Origin of the sequence: Streptomyces sp. SID5464 (assembly GCF_009862985.1) — a bacterium.
GTDB lineage: Bacteria > Actinomycetota > Actinomycetes > Streptomycetales > Streptomycetaceae > Streptomyces > Streptomyces chartreusis_D.
Map to the genome: position 1 here is coordinate 63,964 of NZ_WWIQ01000049.1, position 18,611 is coordinate 82,574.

Sequence of the window (18,611 nt, forward strand, 5' to 3'; positions counted from 1 at the left end):
TGTACCGCGCCACGGACGAGGGGACGCGCGAACTGTCCCGGTGGGCCGGGGAGATCACGCCGCCCGCGCCCTTCGTGGCGAACGAGATCTTCGCCAAGGTCGTCGTGGCCATCCTCTCGGGCGGCGACCCCGCCGCGTATCTGAGCACCCAGCGCGCCGCCCACATGGAGCGGATGCGGCAGCTCACGGCCCTCAAGGCCGCGCAGGGCGCGGATCTGGCGACCGTGCTCTCGGCGGACTACGCCCTCAACCACCTCGACGCCGACCTCCGCTGGATGAGCACCACGGCGGCCCGGCTCACCACCCTGACCGCGGAGGTCGACGCAGCATGAGCAAACCCGTGCCTCTCCTCTCGGCGAGCGGCCTCACCAAGGCGCACGGCAGGACGCCCGCCCTGCGCGGCGCGTCCATCGACCTGCACCCTGGGGAGATCCTCGCCGTGACCGGCGCGAGCGGCAGCGGGAAGTCGACGCTGCTGCACTGCCTGGCCGGCATCGTCCGGCCCGACGAGGGCTCGGTGACGTACGACGGCCGGCGGCTGGCGGACCTGCCCGAGAAGCGGCTGAGCGAGCTGCGGCGGACCGAGTTCGGCGTCGTGTTCCAGTTCGGGCAGCTCATCCCTGAGCTGACGGCCCTGGACAACGTCGCCCTGCCACTGCTGCTGGCCGGCACCGCCCGCGCCCGGGCCCGGAGCCTGGCCGGTGAGTGGCTGGAGCGGTTCGGCGTGCGCGGGCAGCAGGACCTGCGGCCGGGCGAGATGAGCGGCGGTCAGGCCCAGCGGACCGCGCTGGCCCGGGCCCTGGTCACCGGCCCGAAGGTCGTCTTCGCCGACGAGCCGACGGGGGCCCTGGACTCCCTCGCCGGCGAACAGGTCATGACGGCCCTGGTCCACACGGCCCGCGAGTCGGGCACGGCGGTCCTGCTGATCACCCACGACGCCCAGGTGGCGGCGTACGGGGACCGGGAGGTCCAGCTGCGGGACGGGGCCGTGGCGCCGCTGGGGGTGACGGCATGAGGTCCCTGCGTGCCGATCTCCGCCTCGCCTGGGAGCTCACCCGTGGTTCCGATCGCCGGGAGTGGTGGCGGGTGACGCTGACGGCGACGGGCGCCGCGCTCGCGACGGGGTTCGCGCTGGCCGCCGTCACCCTGGCCGCGCTGCGCGGCAGTTACCGGATGTCCGCCGGCGCGGGCCTGCTGGACCAGCCCGGCACCCGGTCCGGCGTGATCGTCGGCCTGCTGCTCCTGCTCGTGCCGGTGCTGGGGTTCCTCGGCCAGTGCGCCCGGATCGGCGCCGTGCACCGCGACCGGCGGCTCGCCGGGTTGCGGCTGGCCGGGGCGACGCCCTGGCAGGTGCGGCGGATCGCCGCGCTGGAGACCGGGCTGGCCTGCCTGCTGGGCTCGGCGGTCGCCACCGTCCTCGCGGTGCTGCTCCTGCTGCGACAGTGGGACCGGCCGACCGTCCTGGCCTGGGTGGGCATCGCCCTGGTCGCCGTCGCCGTACCGGTACTGGGCGCGACGGCGGGCGCGCTGGCGCTGCGCCGGGTCGTGGCCTCCCCGCTCGGCTGGGTGCGCCGGGTCGGGCCGCGCACCGGACGGGGGCCCGGGCTGCTGTTCCTGGCCGGGGTCCTGCTCGTCGCGGTGCTGGCGCTGCTGACCGCGGGCACCACGTCCCCGGCGGCCTCCAACCGGCCGGGCGGCGGGTTGCCGCTGACGGTGGCGGGCGTGGTCCTCGCGGTCGGCGCGGGCGCGGTGTGGCTCTCCGGGGCCACCGCGAAGGCGACCGGGCGGATCCTCGCGGTCCGGGCCCGGTCGGCGGCGACGCTGATCGCGGCGGAGCGGCTGCGCGACGACCCCTGGTCGGCCGCCCGCACGCATGCCGCGGTGCTGCTGGTGACGGCAGTCGGGACCGCCTTCATGGGCGTCCGGCAGGTGCTGGGCGACGTGGTGCGCACCCGGAACTTCTCCGAACCCGCGTCCTACTACACCACCGGCCTCGACCTCACCGGCGCCGCCATCGCCATCGCCTTCGCGATCACCCTGTCCGGTCTCGCCGTCGGCAGCGCCGAGTCCCTGGCCACCCGCCGCCGGGGCCTGGCCGCGCAGGCCGCCGCCGGGGTGCCGCGCACGGTGCTCGGCCGGGCCCTGCTGCTGGAGACCGCGCTGCCGCTCGCCCCGGCCGTGCTGCTGTCGGGCATGGGCGGGCTGGCCATCGGCACGTGGTACGCCCTGCTCGCCGGCCGTCCGGTGCCCTGGGCGATCTCCCTGGTACCGGTCGCCGTCTACGCCGCCTGCCTGCTGGCCGCGGCCGGCTCGCTGCCCCTGCTGCGCCGCGCGGTACGCCCCGGGGAGCTGCGGTACGCGTAAGCGCCCTCCTCACGACCGGCCGGCCCGGGGGAACGGGGGTTCCCCGGGCCGGTCGGCCGGCCGCACGCGGCAATACGAAGGCCCGGATCCTCGTCAGGCGGAAATGCCGTCGATCCGGGCCAAGGCGTCGTCCGCGCCGTACGGCTGCAAGTACGGCAGCCAGCGCGGATCCCTATGCCCGGTCCCGATGATGCGCCAGGCCAGGCCGGAGGGCGGAGCGGGTTTGTGGCGCAGCCGCCAGCCGATCTCGAAGAGGTGACGGTCGGCCTTCACGTGGTTGCAGCGGCGGCAGGACGCCACCACGTTGTCCCAGACGTGCTTGCCCCCGCGGCTGCGCGGGATGACGTGGTCGACGCTGGTTGCGACGCCACCGCAGTACATGCACCGGCCCCCGTCACGGGCGAACAGCGCCCGGCGGGTCAGTGGAACGGGCCCCCGATAGGGAACCCGGACGAATCGCTTGAGCCGGACCACGCTGGGTGCGGGGACTGTGACGGTCGCGCTGTGCAGATAGGCGCCGGACTCCTCGAGGCATACGGCCTTGTTCTCGAGGACGAGGACGAGCGCGCGGCGGAGCGGTACGACACCTAGCGGCTCGTACGACGCGTTGAGGACCAGGACGTGCGGCACGGATGCCTCCTTGGACGCCGGCGGCGCGTGGCTCGCGCCGGGACGATTCGTAGTCAGTCTCCCCTCATGCCTGGTGATAGCGCCACCATGTCCCCGTAACGGGCTGGGAGTGTTTTCGACCACATCTGATTCATCCCCCGGATCATGGCCTGTTCAAGCCCAGGTGAGCACGGTCTCTCCTTCACACATCCCGCGGGAGCACACACAATGCCCCGTTAGTGTGGTGGTTCTGCCCCTTCGGTGACCCAGTCGTGACCTTGACCCCCCTGAACCACCGCACCGGGGCAGACCGCTGCACCTGGAGGTACCTGCCGTGTCCTTGTCCGTTGCGGACGCCGTCCTGCTGGCCGCCGGCCCGTCGCCGTCGCCGACCCCCTCGGAGTCGGAGACCCCGAGAGTGCCCTCGTTCCAGGACGCCCAGGAGAGCGCCACGAACGCCGCCGGCTGGGTCGAGCAGAACTGGTCGACGTGGCTCGCGATCGGCCTGAGGGTCCTGCTCATCGTGGTGGTGGCGGCCGTACTGCGGGTCGTCGTCCGGCGCGCGATCACCAAGCTGATAGACCGGATGAACCGGACCGGCCAGTCCGTGGACGGCTCCGGGCTCGGCGGGCTGCTGGTCAACGTCGAGCGCCGTCGCCAGCGCTCGCAGGCGATCGGCTCGGTGCTGCGCTCGGTGGCGTCGTTCCTGATCATCGGCACGGCCGCGCTGATGGTCCTGGGCACCTTCCAGATCAACCTGGCCCCGTTGCTGGCCTCGGCCGGTGTCGCCGGTGTCGCGATCGGCTTCGGCGCCCGCAACCTGGTCACGGACTTCCTCTCCGGCGTCTTCATGATCCTGGAGGACCAGTACGGCGTCGGCGACACCATCGACGCGGGCGTCGCCTCCGGAGAGGTGATCGAGGTGGGCCTGCGTGTGACCAAGCTGCGCGGCGACGGCGGCGAGATCTGGTACGTCCGCAACGGCGAGGTCAAGCGCATCGGCAACCTGTCCCAGGGCTGGGCGACGGCCAATGTCGACGTCACCGTCCATGCCGGCGAGGACCTGGACAAGGTGAAGGCGACGCTGGACGAGGTCGCCGGGAAGATGAGCGCCGAGGAGCCCTGGAACGAGCTGCTGTGGGGCCCGATCGAGGTCCTCGGCCTGGACAGCGTCCTGCTGGACTCCATGGTGGTGCGCGTCTCCGCCAAGACCATGCCCGGCAAGTCCCTGACCGTGGAGCGCGAACTGCGCTGGCGCATCAAGCGGGCGTTCGACGCGGCGGACATCCGGATCGTCGGCGGGGCCACGGCCCCGGTGGAGGAAGCCCCCGCCGACCCGACGGCGGGCATGGCGGCCCCGTCGGTGTACGCGAACTCGGCGTCCCCGCAGTCGGCGGCGGCGTCCCCGCTCACGCCCGTCGCACCGCCGACGAGCACCACGAAGTAACCGTCACCAAGAGGGGCGGCACCCGGATCACCCGGGTGCCGCCCTTTCGCGTGCCCGGGTAACGACCGCGTTGCCGGGCCCGTCCCCTCTTGACGCCCGCCGGGCGCCGGGCTTACGTTCCTCCCCACCGATAGGAAAGTTTCCTAACAGTGGGTCGGAGACCGGTCGCCCGATGGACTTCCCCGCCGGATCACTGAGAAGCTGAGCAGCCGAAGGGCAGGTGTGGACACGCATGGCAGGAACCGCCGGAACGCCGGGCACCCCGCGCGTCCTGCGCGCCATGAACGACCGGGCCGCCCTGGACCTGCTGCTGGAGCACGGGCAGCTGTCCCGCACCCGGATCGGCAAGCTCACCGGCCTGTCCAAGCCGACCGCCTCCCAGCTCCTGGCCCGCCTGGAGGCCGCGGGCCTCGTCCTGGCCACCGGCACCACCGAAGGCCGGCCGGGCCCGAACGCCCAGCTGTACGAGGTCAACCCGGCGGCCGGTTACGCCGCCGGACTCGACGTCACCCCCCACCGGATCCTCGCCGCCGTCGCCGACATCACCGGCCGTACGGTCGGGCGCCACGAGCTGCCCACCCCCGGCCGACGCACCGGCACCCCCGTCGTCCAGCAGGTCACCGACGCCCTGGACGGCGCGGTGAAGGCGGCGGGCCTCGCCCGGGACGACGTCCACCGGCTCGTCATCGGCACACCCGGCGCCTTCGACCCCACCACCGGCCGCCTGCGCTACGCCTCGCACCTCCCCGGCTGGCACTCCCCCACCCTCCTGGACGAACTCGCCGCGGCCCTGCCGATGCCGTTCGAGTACGAGAACGACGTCAACCTGGTCGCGCTCGCCGAACAGCGGCTGGGCGCGGCCCGGGGCCACACGGACTTCGTGCTGCTGTGGAACCAGGAGGGCCTGGGCGCCGCCCTGGTCCTGGGCGGCCGGCTGCACCGCGGCTGGACCGGCGGCGCCGGCGAGGTCGGCTTCCTGCCGGTGCCGGGCACGCCCCTGGTCCGCCAGGTCACCAAGGCCAACAGCGGCGGCTACCAGGAGCTGGCCGGCTCCCAGGCCGTCCCCAGGCTGGCCCGCGAACTCGGCATCGAGGACATCCCCCCGGGCCCGTACGCCGAGGCCGCCGCACACCTGGTGGCCCGGGCCGCCGAGGCCGACGACGAACCGCACCGCCACCTCCTGCGGACCTACGCGACCCGGCTGGCCACCGGTCTGGCCTCCCTCGTCTCGGTCCTCGACCCCGAGCTCGTCGTGCTGAGCGGCGCGTCCCTCACCTCGGGCGGCGAGGCGCTGCGCGCCCTCGTCCAGGCCGAGCTGGAGGAACTGGCCGCGTCCCGCCCGCGCCTGGTCGTGGGTGACGTCCGTGAACACCCCGTGCTGCGGGGCGCGCTGGAGAGCGCGCTCGCGACCACGCGCGACGAGGTCTTCGACACCTCCCGCTGAACCCACCCCCCTCCCCCGGTATTTCCCTTCTTCCCCGTACCTCAGGGAGCTCCGCCATGCCCGGAACATCCAGAAAAGCGACCTTCGCGCTCGCCGCCTCCGCCTGCCTCGCCCTCCTCGCCACCGCGTGCACCGGCCAGTCGGACGCGGGTACGAGCGACGACGCGTCCAAGGAGACGACCCTCAACTTCTGGCACGCCTGGAGCGCGCCGTCGGAGGTGAAGGCCGTCAAGGACCTGGTCGCAGGCTTCGAGAAGACGCACCCCACCATCCATGTGAACGTCGTCGGCAACATGACCGACGACAAGATCAACCAGGCCCTGCGCACCGGCGGCGGCAAGGCTCCGGACGTGATCTCGTCCTTCACCACGAACAGCGTCGGGAGGTTCTGCTCGTCCGGTGCCCTGGTGGACCTCAACCCGTTCTTCGAGAAGTCGGGCATCGACCCGGAGAAGACCTTCCCGAAGGCGATGAACGAGTACACCCAGTTCGAGGGGGACCGCTGCGCGGTGCCCCTCCTCGGCGACGCGTACGGCCTCTACTACAACAAGACGGCGTTCAAGAAGGCCGGTATCGCCGCCCCGCCGAAGACCTGGTCCGAGTTCGAGGAGGTCGCAAAGAAGCTGACGATCCCCCAGGGCGACTCCTACGAGCAGCTCGGCTTCATGCCGAACTACCACGGCTGGGAGACCACCACCGAGCACTACCTCGGCCAGTTCTCCCCCACGTACTTCGACAAGGACGGCAAGTCGAACGTCGCCGAGGACCCGGCCTTCGCACAGGCCTTCAGGGTCCAGAAGAAGCTGGTCGACGCCCTCGGCGGCTACCGCAAGCTGGAGACCTACCGCTCCGGGCTCGGCGACGAGTGGGGCCCCAAGCACCCCTTCCACACCGGCCAGGTCGCCATGCAGCTCGACGGCGAATGGCGCCTGGGCATGGCCCTGGACACCAAGCCGAAGTTCGACATCGGCGTGGCCCCGCTGCCCGTCCCCGACGACCAGGCCGACCAGTACGGCAAGGGCTACATCACCGGCACCATCGCCGGGATCGCCGCGACCAGCACGAAGCAGAACGCGGCCTGGGAGCTGGTGAAGTACATGACCACCGACACGGACGCGGTGGTGAACTTCTCCAACGCCATCCACAACGTGCCCTCGACGCTCGCGGCCCTGAAGTCCCCGAAGCTGAAGTACGACCCGCGCTTCAAGACGTTCCTGGAGATCGCCGCGAACCCGGACTCCACCACCGCCCCCGCCTCCGTCAACGGCGGCGTCTACCTCACCACGATCCAGGAGTTCGGCTACGCCTACGAGAGCGGCAAGGCCACCGACCTGAAGAAGGGCCTTCGGGACACCGCCCGGCAGATCGACACGGACATCGCGCAGGCGAAGTAGGCCATGAGCACCCATACTCTGCGCGCGAAACACCGCCGCTCGACGCTCCGCACCCTCGCCTTCCTCTCCCCCTGGCTGATCGGCTTCTCGGTCTTCTTCGCCTACCCCCTGGTCTCCACCGTCTACTTCTCCTTCATGCACTACGACGGCTTCCGGCCGCCCGCCTGGACCGGCACGAAGAACTGGACGTACGTCTTCGAGCACTACCCCTTGTTCTGGCCCGCCCTGCGCAACACCCTGTGGCTGGTCCTCGTCATGGTCACGCTCCGGGTCGCCTTCGGCCTGGGCGTGGGCCTGCTGATCACCAAGATCAAGACGGGTACGGGTGTCTTCCGCACCCTCTTCTACCTGCCGTACCTGGCCCCGCCCGTGGCGGCCACCATGGCCTTCGCCTTCCTCCTCAACCCCGGCACGGGCCCGGTCAACTCCCTCCTGGAGAGGACCGGGCTCCCCGCCCCCGGCTGGTTCAACGACCCCACCTGGTCGAAGCCGGCCCTCACCCTCCTGGCCCTCTGGGGCATCGGCGACCTGATGGTCATCTTCATGGCCGCGCTGCTGGACGTGCCGAAGGAGCAGTACGAGGCGGCGGAACTGGACGGCGCGACACCCTGGCAGCGCTTCCGCTACGTCACGCTCCCGAACATCTCCCCGATCGTCATGTTCGCGGTCGTCACCGGCGTGATCCAGACCATGCAGTACTACACACAGCCACTGATCGCCGGGAAGGTCGCCTCGGGCGTGATCCAGGGCGCGGGCACCCAGTTCGAGCCCGGCTACCCGGACAAGTCCACGCTCACCCTCCCCCAACTCGTCTACAACCTGGGCTTCCAGCGCTTCGACTACGGCTCCGCCTGCGTGGTCGCCCTGATCCTCTTCGCCCTCTCCATGGCCTTCACCGCGCTGCTGATGCGCCGCAAGGGCGGTCTGATCCAGGCAGGTGAACGATGACGCAACTACTGGACAAGCCACTGGTGCTGAAGGCACCGCCCTCCCCCGCGGAACGCACGGCCCACCGCAGGGCGTTCCTGGAGTGGATCGCGATCCACTCCCTGGGCGTCGCGGCAGCCCTCTTCTTCACCCTCCCCTTCCTGTTCGTCCTGCTCACCTCGCTCATGAGCGACAGCCAGGCACTCAGCCGCGACCTGATCCCGCACACCTGGGAATGGGACAACTACCGCAGGGTCTTCGACACCCCGGGCTTCCTCACCTGGTGGCGGAACACCCTGTGCTACGCGGTCCTGGGCACGGCGCTCACCGTGATCTCCTCGATCCCGGTGGCCTACGCCCTCGCGAAGTTCCGCTTCCGGGGCCGAAACCTGGCCCTGATGCTGGTCATCTCGATGATGATGCTGCCGCCGCAGGTGATCATCATCCCGATGTACCTGTTCTGGGCGAAGCAGCTCGACCTGTCCGGCACGCTCTGGCCGCTGATCATCCCCATGGCGTTCGGCGACGCGTTCTCGATCTTCCTGCTGCGCCAGTTCCTCACCACGATCCCCGACGAGTACCTGGACGCGGCCAAGGTGGACGGCTGCGGCGACCTGCGCGCCCTCCTGAAGGTCGTGCTCCCGATGGCGAAACCGGGCATAGCCGCAGTGGCCCTCTTCCAGTTCTTCTACGCGTGGAACGACTACTTCGGACCCCAGATCTACGCCTCGGAGAACCCGGGCGCCTGGACCCTGTCCTACGGCCTGGAGTCGTTCAAGGGCGCCCACCACACCGACTGGAACCTCACCATGGCCGCCACCGTGCTGGTGATGGCCCCCGTGATCCTCGTGTTCTTCTTCGCCCAGAAGGCGTTTGTCGAGGGTGTCACGCTCACCGGCGTCAAGGGTTAGCTCACCGGCGCAAAGGTCAGACGCAAGCAAAGGGTTGGACGCAATGAAACTCACCGTGGTCGGCGGAGGCTCGACCTACACCCCCGAACTCGTGGACGGCTTCGCCCGCCTGAGGGACACCCTGCCCGTCGAGGAACTGGTCCTGATGGACCCGGCGCAGGACCGCCTGGACCTGGTGGGCGGCCTCGCCCGCCGCATCCTCGCCCGCCAGGACCACCCCGGCCGCATCACCACCACGACCGACCTCGACCAGGCGGTCGACGGCGCGGACGCGGTACTCCTCCAACTCCGCGTCGGCGGCCAGGCGGCCCGGGAACAGGACGAGACCTGGCCCCTGGAGTGCGGCTGCGTGGGCCAGGAGACGACCGGCGCCGGCGGCCTGGCCAAGGCCCTGCGCACGGTCCCGGTGGTCCTGGACATCGCGGACCGGGTACGCCGCACCAACCCCCACGCCTGGATCATCGACTTCACGAACCCGGTCGGCATCGTGACCCGCGCCCTGCTCCGGGCGGGCCACAAGGCGGTGGGCCTGTGCAACGTGGCGATCGGCCTCCAGCGCAAGTTCGCGGGCCTGCTGGGCGTCGAGCCCCCGGAGGTCCACCTGGACCACGTGGGCCTCAACCACCTCACCTGGGAAACGGGCGTACGCCTCGGCGGCCCCGAAGGCGAGGACGTCCTGCCCGGACTCCTGACCCGGCACGGCGACAGGATCGCGGCGGACCTGCGCCTCCCCCGCGCCCTGCTCGACCGCCTGGGCGTGGTCCCGTCGTACTACCTGCGCTACTACTACGCGCACGACGAGGTCGTACGAGAACTCGGGACGAAGCCGTCCCGCGCGGCCGAAGTGGCGGCCATGGAACGCGAGTTGCTGACCCTGTACGCCGACCCGTCCCTGGACGGGAAGCCGGCCCTGCTCGCCGAACGGGGCGGCGCCTACTACTCGGAGGCGGCGGTCGACCTGGCGGCGGCCCTGCTGGGCGGCGGCGGCACCCCCTACCAGGTGGTGAACACGTACAACCGGGGCACGCTCCCGTTCCTCCCCGACGACGCGGTGATCGAGGTGCAGGCGGCGGTGGGCGCGAAGGGGGCGTCCCCCCTCCCGGTCCCGTCCGTGGACCCCCTCTACGCGGGCCTGATGGCGAACGTGACGGCCTACGAGGACCTGGCCCTGGAGGCGGCCCTGCACGGCGGCCGGACCCGCGTCTTCCGGGCCCTCCTCTCGCACCCCCTCATCGGCCAGTACGAGTACGCCGAGGCACTCACCGACCGGCTGATCGCACACAACCGGGAGCACCTCGCGTGGGCCTGACCGCACGTGTCCTCGCCATCGACGCCGGCAACAGCAAGACGGACGTCGCGATCGTGACGGCGGACGGAGAGGTCCTTTCCACGGCACGCGGGGGCGGCTTCCGGCCACCCGCGGTAGGCCTGGACGCGGCGATGGACACCCTGACCGACACGGTCGCCCAGGCCCTTTCCACCGCCGGTCTCCCCTCCGTCGACCACGTCTCGGCCTGCCTCGCCAACGCCGACTTCCCGGTCGAGGAGGACCAGTTGGCGGCCGCTCTGCACGCGCGCGGCTGGGGCCCGACGGTGACGGTCCGGAACGACACCTTCGCCGTCCTGCGGGCCGGTGTGACGGAACCCCGCGGTGTCGCGGTCGTCTGCGGCGCGGGCATCAACTGCGTCGGCATGCGCCCCGACGGCCGCACGGCCCGCTTCCCGGCGCTCGGCAGGGTCTCGGGCGACTGGGGCGGCGGCTGGGGCCTGTCGGAGGAGGCGCTGTGGCACGCGGCTCGCGCGGAGGACGGCCGTGGCGATGCCACGGCCCTGGCCCACACCCTCCCCGCCCACTTCGGCCTGCCCTCCATGTACGCCCTCATCGAGGCACTGCACCTGGGCGACATCGAGCAGCCCCGTCGCCACGAGCTGACGCCGGTCCTCTTCGCGACGGCGGCGGACGGCGACCCGGTCGCCCGCGCGATCGTGGAACGCCAGGCGGACGAAGTGGTCGCGATGGCCGTGGTGGCCCTGACCCGCCTGGACCTGCTGGACGAGCCGACGCCCGTCCTCCTGGGCGGCGGGGTGCTGGCCGCCCAGCACCCGCAGCTGAACGGCAGGATCGCCGACGTCCTGGCCGACCGAGCCCCCAAGGCGACCCCGCAGGTCGTCACGGCCGGCCCTGTCCTCGGCGCGGCGCTGCTGGGGCTGGACAGGGTGGGAGCCGGGACGGGGGCGCAGGAGCGCCTGCGGTCGCACTACGGGACGTGAGAGAGGCACGTGCCCGAGGCGGGCCGGGGCCGTGCCGGACAGCGGAACATGGACAGCCACAGGCACCGGAACACGCGAGGGCGCATACTAGGGGCAATGACAAAGCCTGCTGCACCGAAGCGCCATCTGCCCACCAGCCCCTTCAGGGCCCCGGTCATTCCAGCTCCCAAGCACTTCGCTGTGGGCGACCAGGTCACACACGACATGTACGGCCTCGGCCGGGTCATCGGCATCGAGGACGGAATCGCGGTCCTCGTGGATTTCGGCTCGGCCCAGCATCGGATCCTGAGCCCGTACGCCAAGATGACCAAGCTCTGACACCGCTGTGCCCGGTCACGGCACACCAGGTCCCTCCGGGGGCTTGGCACCAGAAGGAGACCTCCCATCGATCTGACCTCGCTGTTCTCCGCCCCGGAAGGGGCACCCCGGAGTACCGCCACGGCCTCACCGCCGCCGACCACGAACCCCTTCCAGGCCCCGGACTTCGGAGAGGACGACAGCGCGACAGCGCCGGAGCCCCTCAACGGCGACCGGCACTGACCTCAAAACTCGCCACGAGAGGGCATGAAAGTGCCCCCTCACCGTTTCAAGATCGCTTGGCAAGGGCTGCAGCCCGACGGCGCAACCCCCACGCCCTGAACCGACCGCTGCAGAAGAGGCCGACACCGACGGACAGAGCGAGCAGCACGGATGAGGGTCCGACGCCGAGGGAGACCGGGTGGTGCCCGGCTGTCCGCGACAACAGAAACATGATCAGCGCGAGGGTCGCCGCCGCCCCGGCGAGGAAGACCGCCAGTTCGGCCCACCACATCGCCCGCGTCGGTTGAGTCGTCACGGCGTCGTTCTACACGCTCGAGCTAGGGCTGTACAGCGGGAGAAGGCCTGCGGAGGAAGCCCGTGAATCGCTGACGCGCGGCCAGGTGTCAGGCACGCGGCAGCAGCCACACCTGCGGGAACGCCAGCATGTCGTCGAACAGGTTGAACGCCGCAGGCTCCAAGGTCACGGTCGCGGCCGCGCCGGTGAAAAGCCCGGCCATGTCCGCGGCGATCTTCTCCATCGCGGGCACGTCCGACGGCAGTGGCTTGACCAAGCGGTAACCGATGGTCGAGTGGAACTGGTAGGTGTCGAAGTTCGCGGCACGGATGTCGAGCAGGTCCCGCAGCTCCCGACGAGTCGTCCACAGCATGTTGAACGTGGTGTCGTCAGCCGGGGCGAGGTCCATGGTGAAGTTCGCGTCGAAGGGGCGGAAGCCCTTGACCTTCATGGTGATCGGGCCGAGCGGCGTCAGGTGAGACTTTTGAAGGCGCGCCAGAACTCGCTGTGAAATCTCCGTCATGTCCCGGCAGTCCGCCAACCACGGCGGCAGCTGCTTGTTGACGACTGCGTCCTGGGCGACCACGTCGAAGACGGTCATGTGCATGCTGTTGTGCGGTAGGCAGACGTACTGGTCGGCCAGCGACGACCGCTTCATGATTTCTTGGGCCTGCTTCTCGGCGTGGAAGAAGGCCGAGTCCTGAGGCACGGGGCAGACGACGGTGTTGCCACGGAAGCGCTGGGCATTGCCGTCGAGGTCCCACTTCTTCCCCGGACCGGCGTTGAGCGGCTCACGCTTGCCGTCGCTCCCGGTGGCCTCGGCGGGTCCGGCGAGGGCCAGACCAGCGGCGGTGGCACCGGCGGCACCGAGCAGCATGCTTCGACGATTGATCGCGGTCATGACGCTCCCGTGGGTCAAAGGGCTGGGGGGAGCTACAGACTCAGTCACGGAAGTGAACGGTCGGCGGACACCGAGCCAAGCACACGTTGAAGTCACGGGTGAGGGTCCTGGTGCGACTCCACGGCACGAAGCGGACCATCCACGTCGAGAAAGAGGAGGGGGCGCTCCACGCTGGTCACGGCGGCACGACTGGGTATCTGTGACGTCGTCAACGTATGGATTAAGTGTCTGGTCTTGTTCCTTCACAGGCCGCTCGTCGCGCTTGAGCCAATTGCAATCCGAGCAAGCTGGAATGTGGAAACGCGGATCGCGACGGTGTTCCCTGTGAGGCGGGCGTGCACGCCGTCGTGCTTCAGCCGTTCCGGGAGCTCAGCACATTCAGTTACCGTCACTCCGAATAAGGCACCCGGAGCTTGGCCCAGGACCTTGCTCCCGGCCAGCCGTCCGCGTCCGCACCCCGGTACCCGAGCTTCCGCTGCCACCTGGCGTAGGAGTCGCGGTGGTGTGTCGTCCACCGACGTCCACTGAGCGGGTGGGCCGAGGGTGGGCCGACCGGACCAAATTCGGTGCACCCCTCTTCGACCAGGCGCATTGCCATCATCCTGATGATCGGGCTGGTCGGCGCACTTTTGAACCATTCGGAACCTGGAAAGGGAACGTAGCCGTCTTCTGCACTCATGCGTGCATGTTAGGCGTATCCACCATTGCCGGCATGTTCACGCCTTTGCGATTAGGTAAGTTCATGCGATTAGCGCGTCTGATTCCGAGTCCCGGCGGAGCGTGCGTGGATGCCGCACACATCCGCACGAAAGGTGCGGCCCCGGCCGACATCGCGGCCCGGCCGGGCATCGCCGAGGGCGACCTGTGCGTCAGGACGTCGTACGAGTTCGTCGTTCTCCCCGAGGGAGGCCCACACGCCGGGGCCGGTGTCGTGAAACGCATGGCCGCGATCGGTGTCACCGTCAGCCACGCCGTGGAACAGCCGGGACCTCTGTGCGTCCACGTCTGGCAAGCGGTGAGGGCGGTCAGTCCTGCCGTTCACGTCGCGACGGTGGCCCGACCCCGTACAACGCTGCCGTCGAGTGATCACCCCTGGGCCGTCTCCGGGCCGTGTCAGGGTGCCCGAGGCCGGCCAACGGCGACCGGCAGTGACAGGCGAGTCCCCGTCGTCCAACACAAAGGCCCAGGTCAGAGCCCCCGAACCATTCGCGTTTCCACCCAGGGGTGGCGGTACGGCAAGATGGGGTGTATCTGCCCACTGCCGTATTCAAGCTGCCGGACGGTTTCTCTTGGCTGAGTTCATTTACACCATGCGCAAGGCGCGTAAGGCGCACGGCGACAAGGTGATCCTCGACGACGTGACGACCAGCTTCTACCCGGGAGCGAAGATCGGCGTCGTCGGCCCGAACGGCGCCGGCAAGTCGACCATCCTCAAGATCATGGCCGGGATCGAGCAGCCGTCCAACGGTGACGCCTTCCTCACCCCCGGCTACACGGTCGGCATCCTGCTCCAGGAGCCCCCTCTGAACGAGGAGAAGACCGTCCTGGAGAACGTCCAGGAGGGTGTCGCCGAGATCAAGGGCAAGCTCGACCGGTTCAACGAGATCGCCGAACAGATGGCGACCGACTACACCGACGAGCTCATGGACGAGATGGGCAAGCTCCAGGAGCAGCTCGACCACGCCAACGCCTGGGACCTCGACGCCCAGCTGGAGCAGGCCATGGACGCCCTGGGCTGCCCGCCCGGCGACTGGCCCGTCGTCAACCTGTCCGGTGGTGAGCGCCGCCGCGTCGCGCTGTGCAAACTGCTGCTGGAGCAGCCCGACCTGCTGCTGCTCGACGAGCCCACCAACCACCTCGACGCCGAGTCCGTGAACTGGCTGGAGCAGCACCTCGCCAAGTACCCGGGCACCGTCGTGGCGGTCACCCACGACCGGTACTTCCTCGACAACGTCGCCCAGTGGATCTGCGAGGTCGACCGCGGCCGCCTCTACCCCTACGAGGGCAACTACTCCAAGTACCTGGAGACCAAGGCCGCCCGTCTCAAGGTCGAGGGCCAGAAGGACGCCAAGCGGCAGAAGAGGCTGAAGGAGGAGCTCGAATGGGTTCGCTCCAACGCCAAGGGGCGGCAGGCCAAGTCCAAGGCGCGCCTCGCCCGCTACGAGGAGATGGCCGCCGAGGCCGACAAGATGCGGAAGCTGGACTTCGAGGAGATCCAGATCCCGCCGGGCCCGCGCCTGGGCAACGTCGTCGTCGAGGTCAACAACCTCAGCAAGGGCTTCGGTGAGAAGGTCCTCATCGACGACCTCAGCTTCACGCTGCCGCGGAACGGCATCGTCGGCATCATCGGCCCGAACGGCGCCGGCAAGACGACCCTGTTCAAGATGATCCAGGGCATCGAGCAGCCCGACTCGGGCGAGATCAAGGTCGGCGACACCGTCAAGATCTCGTACGTCGACCAGAGCCGCGAGAACATCGACCCGAAGAAGACGCTGTGGGCGGTCGTCTCCGACGAGCTGGACTACATCAACGTGGGCCAGGTCGAGATGCCGAGCCGCGCGTACGTCTCCGCCTTCGGGTTCAAGGGGCCGGACCAGCAGAAGCCGGCCGGTGTGCTCTCCGGCGGTGAGCGCAACCGGCTGAACCTCGCGCTCACCCTCAAGCAGGGCGGCAACCTGCTGCTCCTCGACGAGCCGACCAACGACCTGGACGTCGAGACCCTCTCCAGCCTGGAGAACGCGCTGCTGGAGTTCCCCGGCTGCGCCGTCGTCGTCTCCCACGACCGGTGGTTCCTCGACCGCATCGCCACGCACATCCTCGCCTACGAGGGCGAGTCAAAGTGGTTCTGGTTCGAGGGCAACTTCGAGTCGTACGAGAAGAACAAGATCGAGCGGCTCGGCCCGGACGCCGCGCGTCCGCACCGCGCCACCTACAAGAAGCTGACCCGGGGCTGATCTTGCGGCACATCTACCGCTGCCCGCTGCGCTGGGCGGACATGGACGCGTACGGCCACGTCAACAACGTGGTGTTCCTCCGTTACCTGGAGGAGGCCCGTATCGACTTCCTGTTCCGCCCGGAGAAGGACTTCAAGCAGGGGTCCGTGGTGGCACGCCATGAGATCGACTACAAGCGGCAGCTGGTCCACCGGCACACCCCGGTGGACATCGAGCTGTGGGTCACGGAGATCAGGGCGGCGTCCTTCACCCTCACCTACGAGGTGAAGGACGACGACCTGGTCTACGTCCGGGCCTCGACGGTCATCGTGCCGTTCGACTTCGAGGCACAGCGCCCGCGCCGCCTCACCCCGGAGGAACGGGAGTTCCTCCGGGAGTACACGGACGACGACGAGGAGGAGGCCGTCGCCGCATGACGGTGCTCCACCTCGCCGACGAGGGGGAGGCGGCGGATCTCGCGGCCTTCCTCTCCCGGCTGCTCCACTACGACCGTGGGGCCGCCGTGCGCCTCCAGGCGGCCGGCACCGCCCTCGCCGTGTTCGGGCGGCCGCCGTCCTTCGAGGTGCTGGCCGTGCGCGCGGTGCGGCTGGCGAAGCCGTACGAGGACGGGCTCGACGTCACGCTGGACGTGACCGTGTCCGCCGGTGAGCTGCTGGAGTCGGTGGACGAGAGGGGCGCGACGGCCGTCGTGCCGGGCGCGGTGACCGGGCCGCCGTGGGCGGGCCTGCTGCCGCCGCGCGGCGGCTGGCGGCCCGAGCCGGGGCTGCCGGAGCCCGACGCGCTGCGGTCCCTCGTGGCCGCCGCCGTCGCCGAGTTCCGCTCCCGTACGCAGGAGTTGCCGGCCGAGCGGCGCACGCGGGCCGAACTGGACCGGATCGGGCGGGACATCTGGTCCCGTACGGTCGGCGACACCCGGCTCCCGGTCCGGGCCGTGCACGCGGCGCAGTCGCTCGGGTTCCTGCGCCCCGGGGTGCCCTTGGCGCTGTTCTCGTCGGGCGCGTGGCTCAGGCTGCGCACGCCGTACGGGTCGATCGCCGTACGGCGGACCGGGCTCGGGGCGCTGGACGTCAGCGTCCGCTGACCGTCACCACGCCCCTTCGGGTCAGCCCGGGGTGTTCACCATCGACGCCGCCGCGTACGTCAGGTAGTTCCACAGCGTCTGCTCGTGCTCCTCGGAGAGCCCGAGTTCCTCGACGGCGACCCGCATGTGCTTCAGCCAGGCGTCGTGCGCCGCACGGTCGACCGTGAAGGGCGCGTGCCGCATCCGCAGGCGCGGGTGGCCGCGGTTGTCGCTGTACGTCGTGGGGCCGCCCCAGTACTGGATGAGGAAGAGCGTGAGGCGCTCCTCGGCCGGACCCAGGTCCTCCTCGGGGTACATGGGCCGCAGCAGTGGGTCCTCGGCGACTCCCTCGTAGAAACGGTGGACGAGCCGACGGAAGGTCTCCTCCCCGCCGACCTGCTCGTAGAAGGTCTGCTCCTGAAGCGTGCCGCGCCGAATCTCTCTCACGCCCTCCATGCTCTCAGACGCGGGGGCATAGGACTCAAGGCCTAGGACCGGCCCCGATGCCCTTACTGTGGGGGTATGGGCGGGCATGCACCCGACAGGGAACAGGACGATCTCGCCGCCACGGCGCGGGCGGCGCTGGTGCGCCGGATCGACGCGAGCGGCGCCTGGGCCACCGACCCGGTGTGGCGGGAGGCGTTCGCGGCGGTCCCGCGTCACCTCTTCGTGCCGTACTACTACGTCGGCGTCGCCGGCGGGTACGAACGCCGGTGGGGCGAGAGCCCCGACCCGCAGGCGCGTGAGCGGTGGATACGGGGCGCCTACGAGGACACCCCGCTGGCGACCCGGCTGCGCGACGGCGAACTGCTGTCCTCCAGCAGCCAGCCGTCCCTGATGGCGGACATGCTGGCCGCGCTGCGCGTCGAGGACGGGAACACGGTCCTGGAGATCGGCGCCGGCACCGGCTACAACGCCGCGCTGCTCGCCCACCGGCTGGGCGACGACCGCGTCACGACCGTCGATCTCGACCCGGAGATCACCGAGTCGGCCCGCCGGCACCTGGCCGCGGCCGGGTACCAGCCGGTCGTCGTCACCGGCGACGGCGCCCGGGGCGTGCCCGAGCGCGCGCCGTTCGACCGGATCATCGCCACCTGCGCGCTGAGCACCGTGCCGCGCGCCTGGATCGCCCAGAGCCGCCCCGGTGGCCGGATCCTGATGCCGCTCGCCACCGGGCTGGTCGTGCTCAGGGTGAGCGACGCCACACATGCCGAGGGGCGCTTCCTGCACACGCCCGCCTACTTCGTGCCGCTGCGCGGCGGGAGCCGGCCCGGGGGCGAGCCGCTCCAGCTGGGCGGCGTACCGCGCAGGGCCCGGGAGGACGACCTGTTCCGCTTTCTGCTGGCCCTGACGCGCGGCACCCTCGACCCGCAGGAGGCGCACTCGCTGTGGGAGCAGGAGGGCAGGCCGCAGCGCGAACGCTACGGCATCACGGTCAGCGGGGACCGGGAGTGGGCCTGGCTGGACGACCCGGAGGGGCCGTACGCCTGGCCCCTCCCGACCTGACGAGGCCGC

18 protein-coding genes and 2 pseudogenes are annotated in these 18,611 nt (G+C 70.4%); 16 read left to right on the top strand and 4 right to left on the bottom strand.

Annotated features, from left to right (window positions below; genetic code table 11):
- The 3 genes and pseudogenes from GTY47_RS23380 to GTY47_RS23390 all read left to right on the top strand — a co-directional run.
- Positions 1 to 332, top strand: a pseudogene (locus GTY47_RS23380) (PadR family transcriptional regulator); the annotation flags it as partial.
- Positions 329 to 1,015, top strand: coding sequence for an ABC transporter ATP-binding protein (locus GTY47_RS23385; protein ID WP_010046714.1), 687 nt, complete (start codon positions 329 to 331; stop codon positions 1,013 to 1,015). The pseudogene GTY47_RS23380 and the gene GTY47_RS23385, both read left to right, overlap by 4 nt.
- Positions 1,012 to 2,364 (top strand): FtsX-like permease family protein, encoded by a 1,353-nt coding sequence (locus GTY47_RS23390; RefSeq protein ID WP_010046716.1) that lies wholly within the window; start codon positions 1,012 to 1,014, stop codon positions 2,362 to 2,364. The genes GTY47_RS23385 and GTY47_RS23390 overlap by 4 nt, the downstream gene beginning before the upstream one ends.
- Before the next feature lie 93 nt (positions 2,365 to 2,457).
- On the opposite strand, the gene GTY47_RS23395 is transcribed toward GTY47_RS23390, so the two are convergent.
- Positions 2,458 to 2,994 carry an HNH endonuclease gene (locus GTY47_RS23395; protein WP_010046718.1) on the bottom strand — a complete coding sequence of 179 codons (537 nt, stop codon included), beginning with the start codon at positions 2,992 to 2,994 and terminating at the stop codon, positions 2,458 to 2,460.
- Between the two features lie 313 nt (positions 2,995 to 3,307).
- Between GTY47_RS23395 and GTY47_RS23400 the strand changes: the two genes are divergently transcribed.
- From GTY47_RS23400 to GTY47_RS23435, 8 genes are all read left to right on the top strand, one after another.
- The gene (locus GTY47_RS23400; RefSeq protein WP_010046727.1) at positions 3,308 to 4,420 is read left to right on the top strand and encodes a mechanosensitive ion channel family protein; all 1,113 of its coding nucleotides are present in this window, start codon (positions 3,308 to 3,310) and stop codon (positions 4,418 to 4,420) included.
- A 232-nt stretch (positions 4,421 to 4,652) separates the two neighbouring features.
- A complete protein-coding gene (locus GTY47_RS23405) occupies positions 4,653 to 5,864 on the top strand; it encodes an ROK family transcriptional regulator (RefSeq protein ID WP_010046730.1) in 1,212 nt (403 codons plus the stop codon).
- A gap of 56 nt (positions 5,865 to 5,920) precedes the next feature.
- A complete protein-coding gene (locus tag GTY47_RS23410; RefSeq protein ID WP_010046731.1) occupies positions 5,921 to 7,258 on the top strand; it encodes an ABC transporter substrate-binding protein in 1,338 nt (445 codons plus the stop codon).
- A 3-nt stretch (positions 7,259 to 7,261) separates the two neighbouring features.
- The gene (locus tag GTY47_RS23415) at positions 7,262 to 8,206 is read left to right on the top strand and encodes a sugar ABC transporter permease (protein ID WP_010046732.1); all 945 of its coding nucleotides are present in this window, start codon (positions 7,262 to 7,264) and stop codon (positions 8,204 to 8,206) included.
- Positions 8,203 to 9,096, top strand: a complete 894-nt coding sequence (locus tag GTY47_RS23420; RefSeq protein WP_010046733.1) for a carbohydrate ABC transporter permease — start codon at positions 8,203 to 8,205, stop codon at positions 9,094 to 9,096. The genes GTY47_RS23415 and GTY47_RS23420 overlap by 4 nt, the downstream gene beginning before the upstream one ends.
- Before the next feature lie 43 nt (positions 9,097 to 9,139).
- Positions 9,140 to 10,405 (top strand): 6-phospho-beta-glucosidase, encoded by a 1,266-nt coding sequence (locus tag GTY47_RS23425; protein WP_010046734.1) that lies wholly within the window; start codon positions 9,140 to 9,142, stop codon positions 10,403 to 10,405.
- Complete coding sequence (locus tag GTY47_RS23430) at positions 10,396 to 11,367, top strand: BadF/BadG/BcrA/BcrD ATPase family protein (RefSeq protein ID WP_010046736.1); 972 nt, start codon at positions 10,396 to 10,398, stop codon at positions 11,365 to 11,367. Before GTY47_RS23425 ends, GTY47_RS23430 begins: the two co-directional genes overlap by 10 nt.
- Before the next feature lie 96 nt (positions 11,368 to 11,463).
- Positions 11,464 to 11,685, top strand: a complete 222-nt coding sequence (locus GTY47_RS23435) for a hypothetical protein (protein ID WP_029181646.1) — start codon at positions 11,464 to 11,466, stop codon at positions 11,683 to 11,685.
- A 605-nt stretch (positions 11,686 to 12,290) separates the two neighbouring features.
- On the opposite strand, the gene GTY47_RS23440 is transcribed toward GTY47_RS23435, so the two are convergent.
- On the bottom strand, positions 12,291 to 13,058 hold the full coding sequence (locus GTY47_RS23440; protein WP_010046741.1) for a DUF1868 domain-containing protein: 768 nt from the start codon (positions 13,056 to 13,058) through the stop codon (positions 12,291 to 12,293).
- Positions 13,059 to 13,470: 412 nt separating this feature from the next.
- Complete coding sequence (locus tag GTY47_RS40375) at positions 13,471 to 13,761, bottom strand: peptidoglycan-binding protein (protein ID WP_173937294.1); 291 nt, start codon at positions 13,759 to 13,761, stop codon at positions 13,471 to 13,473.
- A 6-nt stretch (positions 13,762 to 13,767) separates the two neighbouring features.
- Here GTY47_RS40375 and GTY47_RS41160 point away from each other — a divergent pair.
- From GTY47_RS41160 to GTY47_RS23460, 4 genes and pseudogenes are all read left to right on the top strand, one after another.
- Positions 13,768 to 14,073: pseudogene (locus GTY47_RS41160) on the top strand (hypothetical protein); the annotation flags it as partial.
- Between the two features lie 298 nt (positions 14,074 to 14,371).
- Complete coding sequence (ettA, locus tag GTY47_RS23450) at positions 14,372 to 16,036, top strand: energy-dependent translational throttle protein EttA (RefSeq protein ID WP_010046743.1); 1,665 nt, start codon at positions 14,372 to 14,374, stop codon at positions 16,034 to 16,036.
- Positions 16,037 to 16,038: 2 nt separating this feature from the next.
- Entirely contained in the window at positions 16,039 to 16,452 is a 414-nt protein-coding gene (locus tag GTY47_RS23455; protein ID WP_010046748.1) for a thioesterase family protein, read from the top strand.
- Positions 16,449 to 17,117, top strand: coding sequence for a hypothetical protein (locus GTY47_RS23460; protein WP_010046750.1), 669 nt, complete (start codon positions 16,449 to 16,451; stop codon positions 17,115 to 17,117). Before GTY47_RS23455 ends, GTY47_RS23460 begins: the two co-directional genes overlap by 4 nt.
- Positions 17,118 to 17,138: 21 nt before the next feature.
- On the opposite strand, the gene GTY47_RS23465 is transcribed toward GTY47_RS23460, so the two are convergent.
- Positions 17,139 to 17,552, bottom strand: a complete 414-nt coding sequence (locus tag GTY47_RS23465) for a globin (protein WP_010046752.1) — start codon at positions 17,550 to 17,552, stop codon at positions 17,139 to 17,141.
- Between the two features lie 66 nt (positions 17,553 to 17,618).
- Here GTY47_RS23465 and GTY47_RS23470 point away from each other — a divergent pair, with 66 nt between their 5' ends.
- Entirely contained in the window at positions 17,619 to 18,602 is a 984-nt protein-coding gene (locus GTY47_RS23470) for a methyltransferase domain-containing protein (RefSeq protein ID WP_010046754.1), read from the top strand.
- Positions 18,603 to 18,611: the final 9 nt, after the last annotated feature.

Coding starts and splice junctions, on each gene's coding strand:
- GTY47_RS23385 (WP_010046714.1), top strand. CDS start 329: ATGAGCAAACCCGTGCCTCTCCTCTCGGCGAGCGGCCTCACCAAGGCG.
- GTY47_RS23390 (WP_010046716.1), top strand. CDS start 1,012: ATGAGGTCCCTGCGTGCCGATCTCCGCCTCGCCTGGGAGCTCACCCGT.
- GTY47_RS23405 (WP_010046730.1), top strand. CDS start 4,653: ATGGCAGGAACCGCCGGAACGCCGGGCACCCCGCGCGTCCTGCGCGCC.
- GTY47_RS23410 (WP_010046731.1), top strand. CDS start 5,921: ATGCCCGGAACATCCAGAAAAGCGACCTTCGCGCTCGCCGCCTCCGCC.
- GTY47_RS23415 (WP_010046732.1), top strand. CDS start 7,262: ATGAGCACCCATACTCTGCGCGCGAAACACCGCCGCTCGACGCTCCGC.
- GTY47_RS23420 (WP_010046733.1), top strand. CDS start 8,203: ATGACGCAACTACTGGACAAGCCACTGGTGCTGAAGGCACCGCCCTCC.
- GTY47_RS23425 (WP_010046734.1), top strand. CDS start 9,140: ATGAAACTCACCGTGGTCGGCGGAGGCTCGACCTACACCCCCGAACTC.
- GTY47_RS23435 (WP_029181646.1), top strand. CDS start 11,464: ATGACAAAGCCTGCTGCACCGAAGCGCCATCTGCCCACCAGCCCCTTC.
- GTY47_RS23440 (WP_010046741.1), bottom strand. CDS start 13,058: ATGCTGCTCGGTGCCGCCGGTGCCACCGCCGCTGGTCTGGCCCTCGCC.
- GTY47_RS40375 (WP_173937294.1), bottom strand. CDS start 13,761: ATGAGTGCAGAAGACGGCTACGTTCCCTTTCCAGGTTCCGAATGGTTC.
- GTY47_RS23460 (WP_010046750.1), top strand. CDS start 16,449: ATGACGGTGCTCCACCTCGCCGACGAGGGGGAGGCGGCGGATCTCGCG.
- GTY47_RS23465 (WP_010046752.1), bottom strand. CDS start 17,552: ATGGAGGGCGTGAGAGAGATTCGGCGCGGCACGCTTCAGGAGCAGACC.
- GTY47_RS23470 (WP_010046754.1), top strand. CDS start 17,619: ATGGGCGGGCATGCACCCGACAGGGAACAGGACGATCTCGCCGCCACG.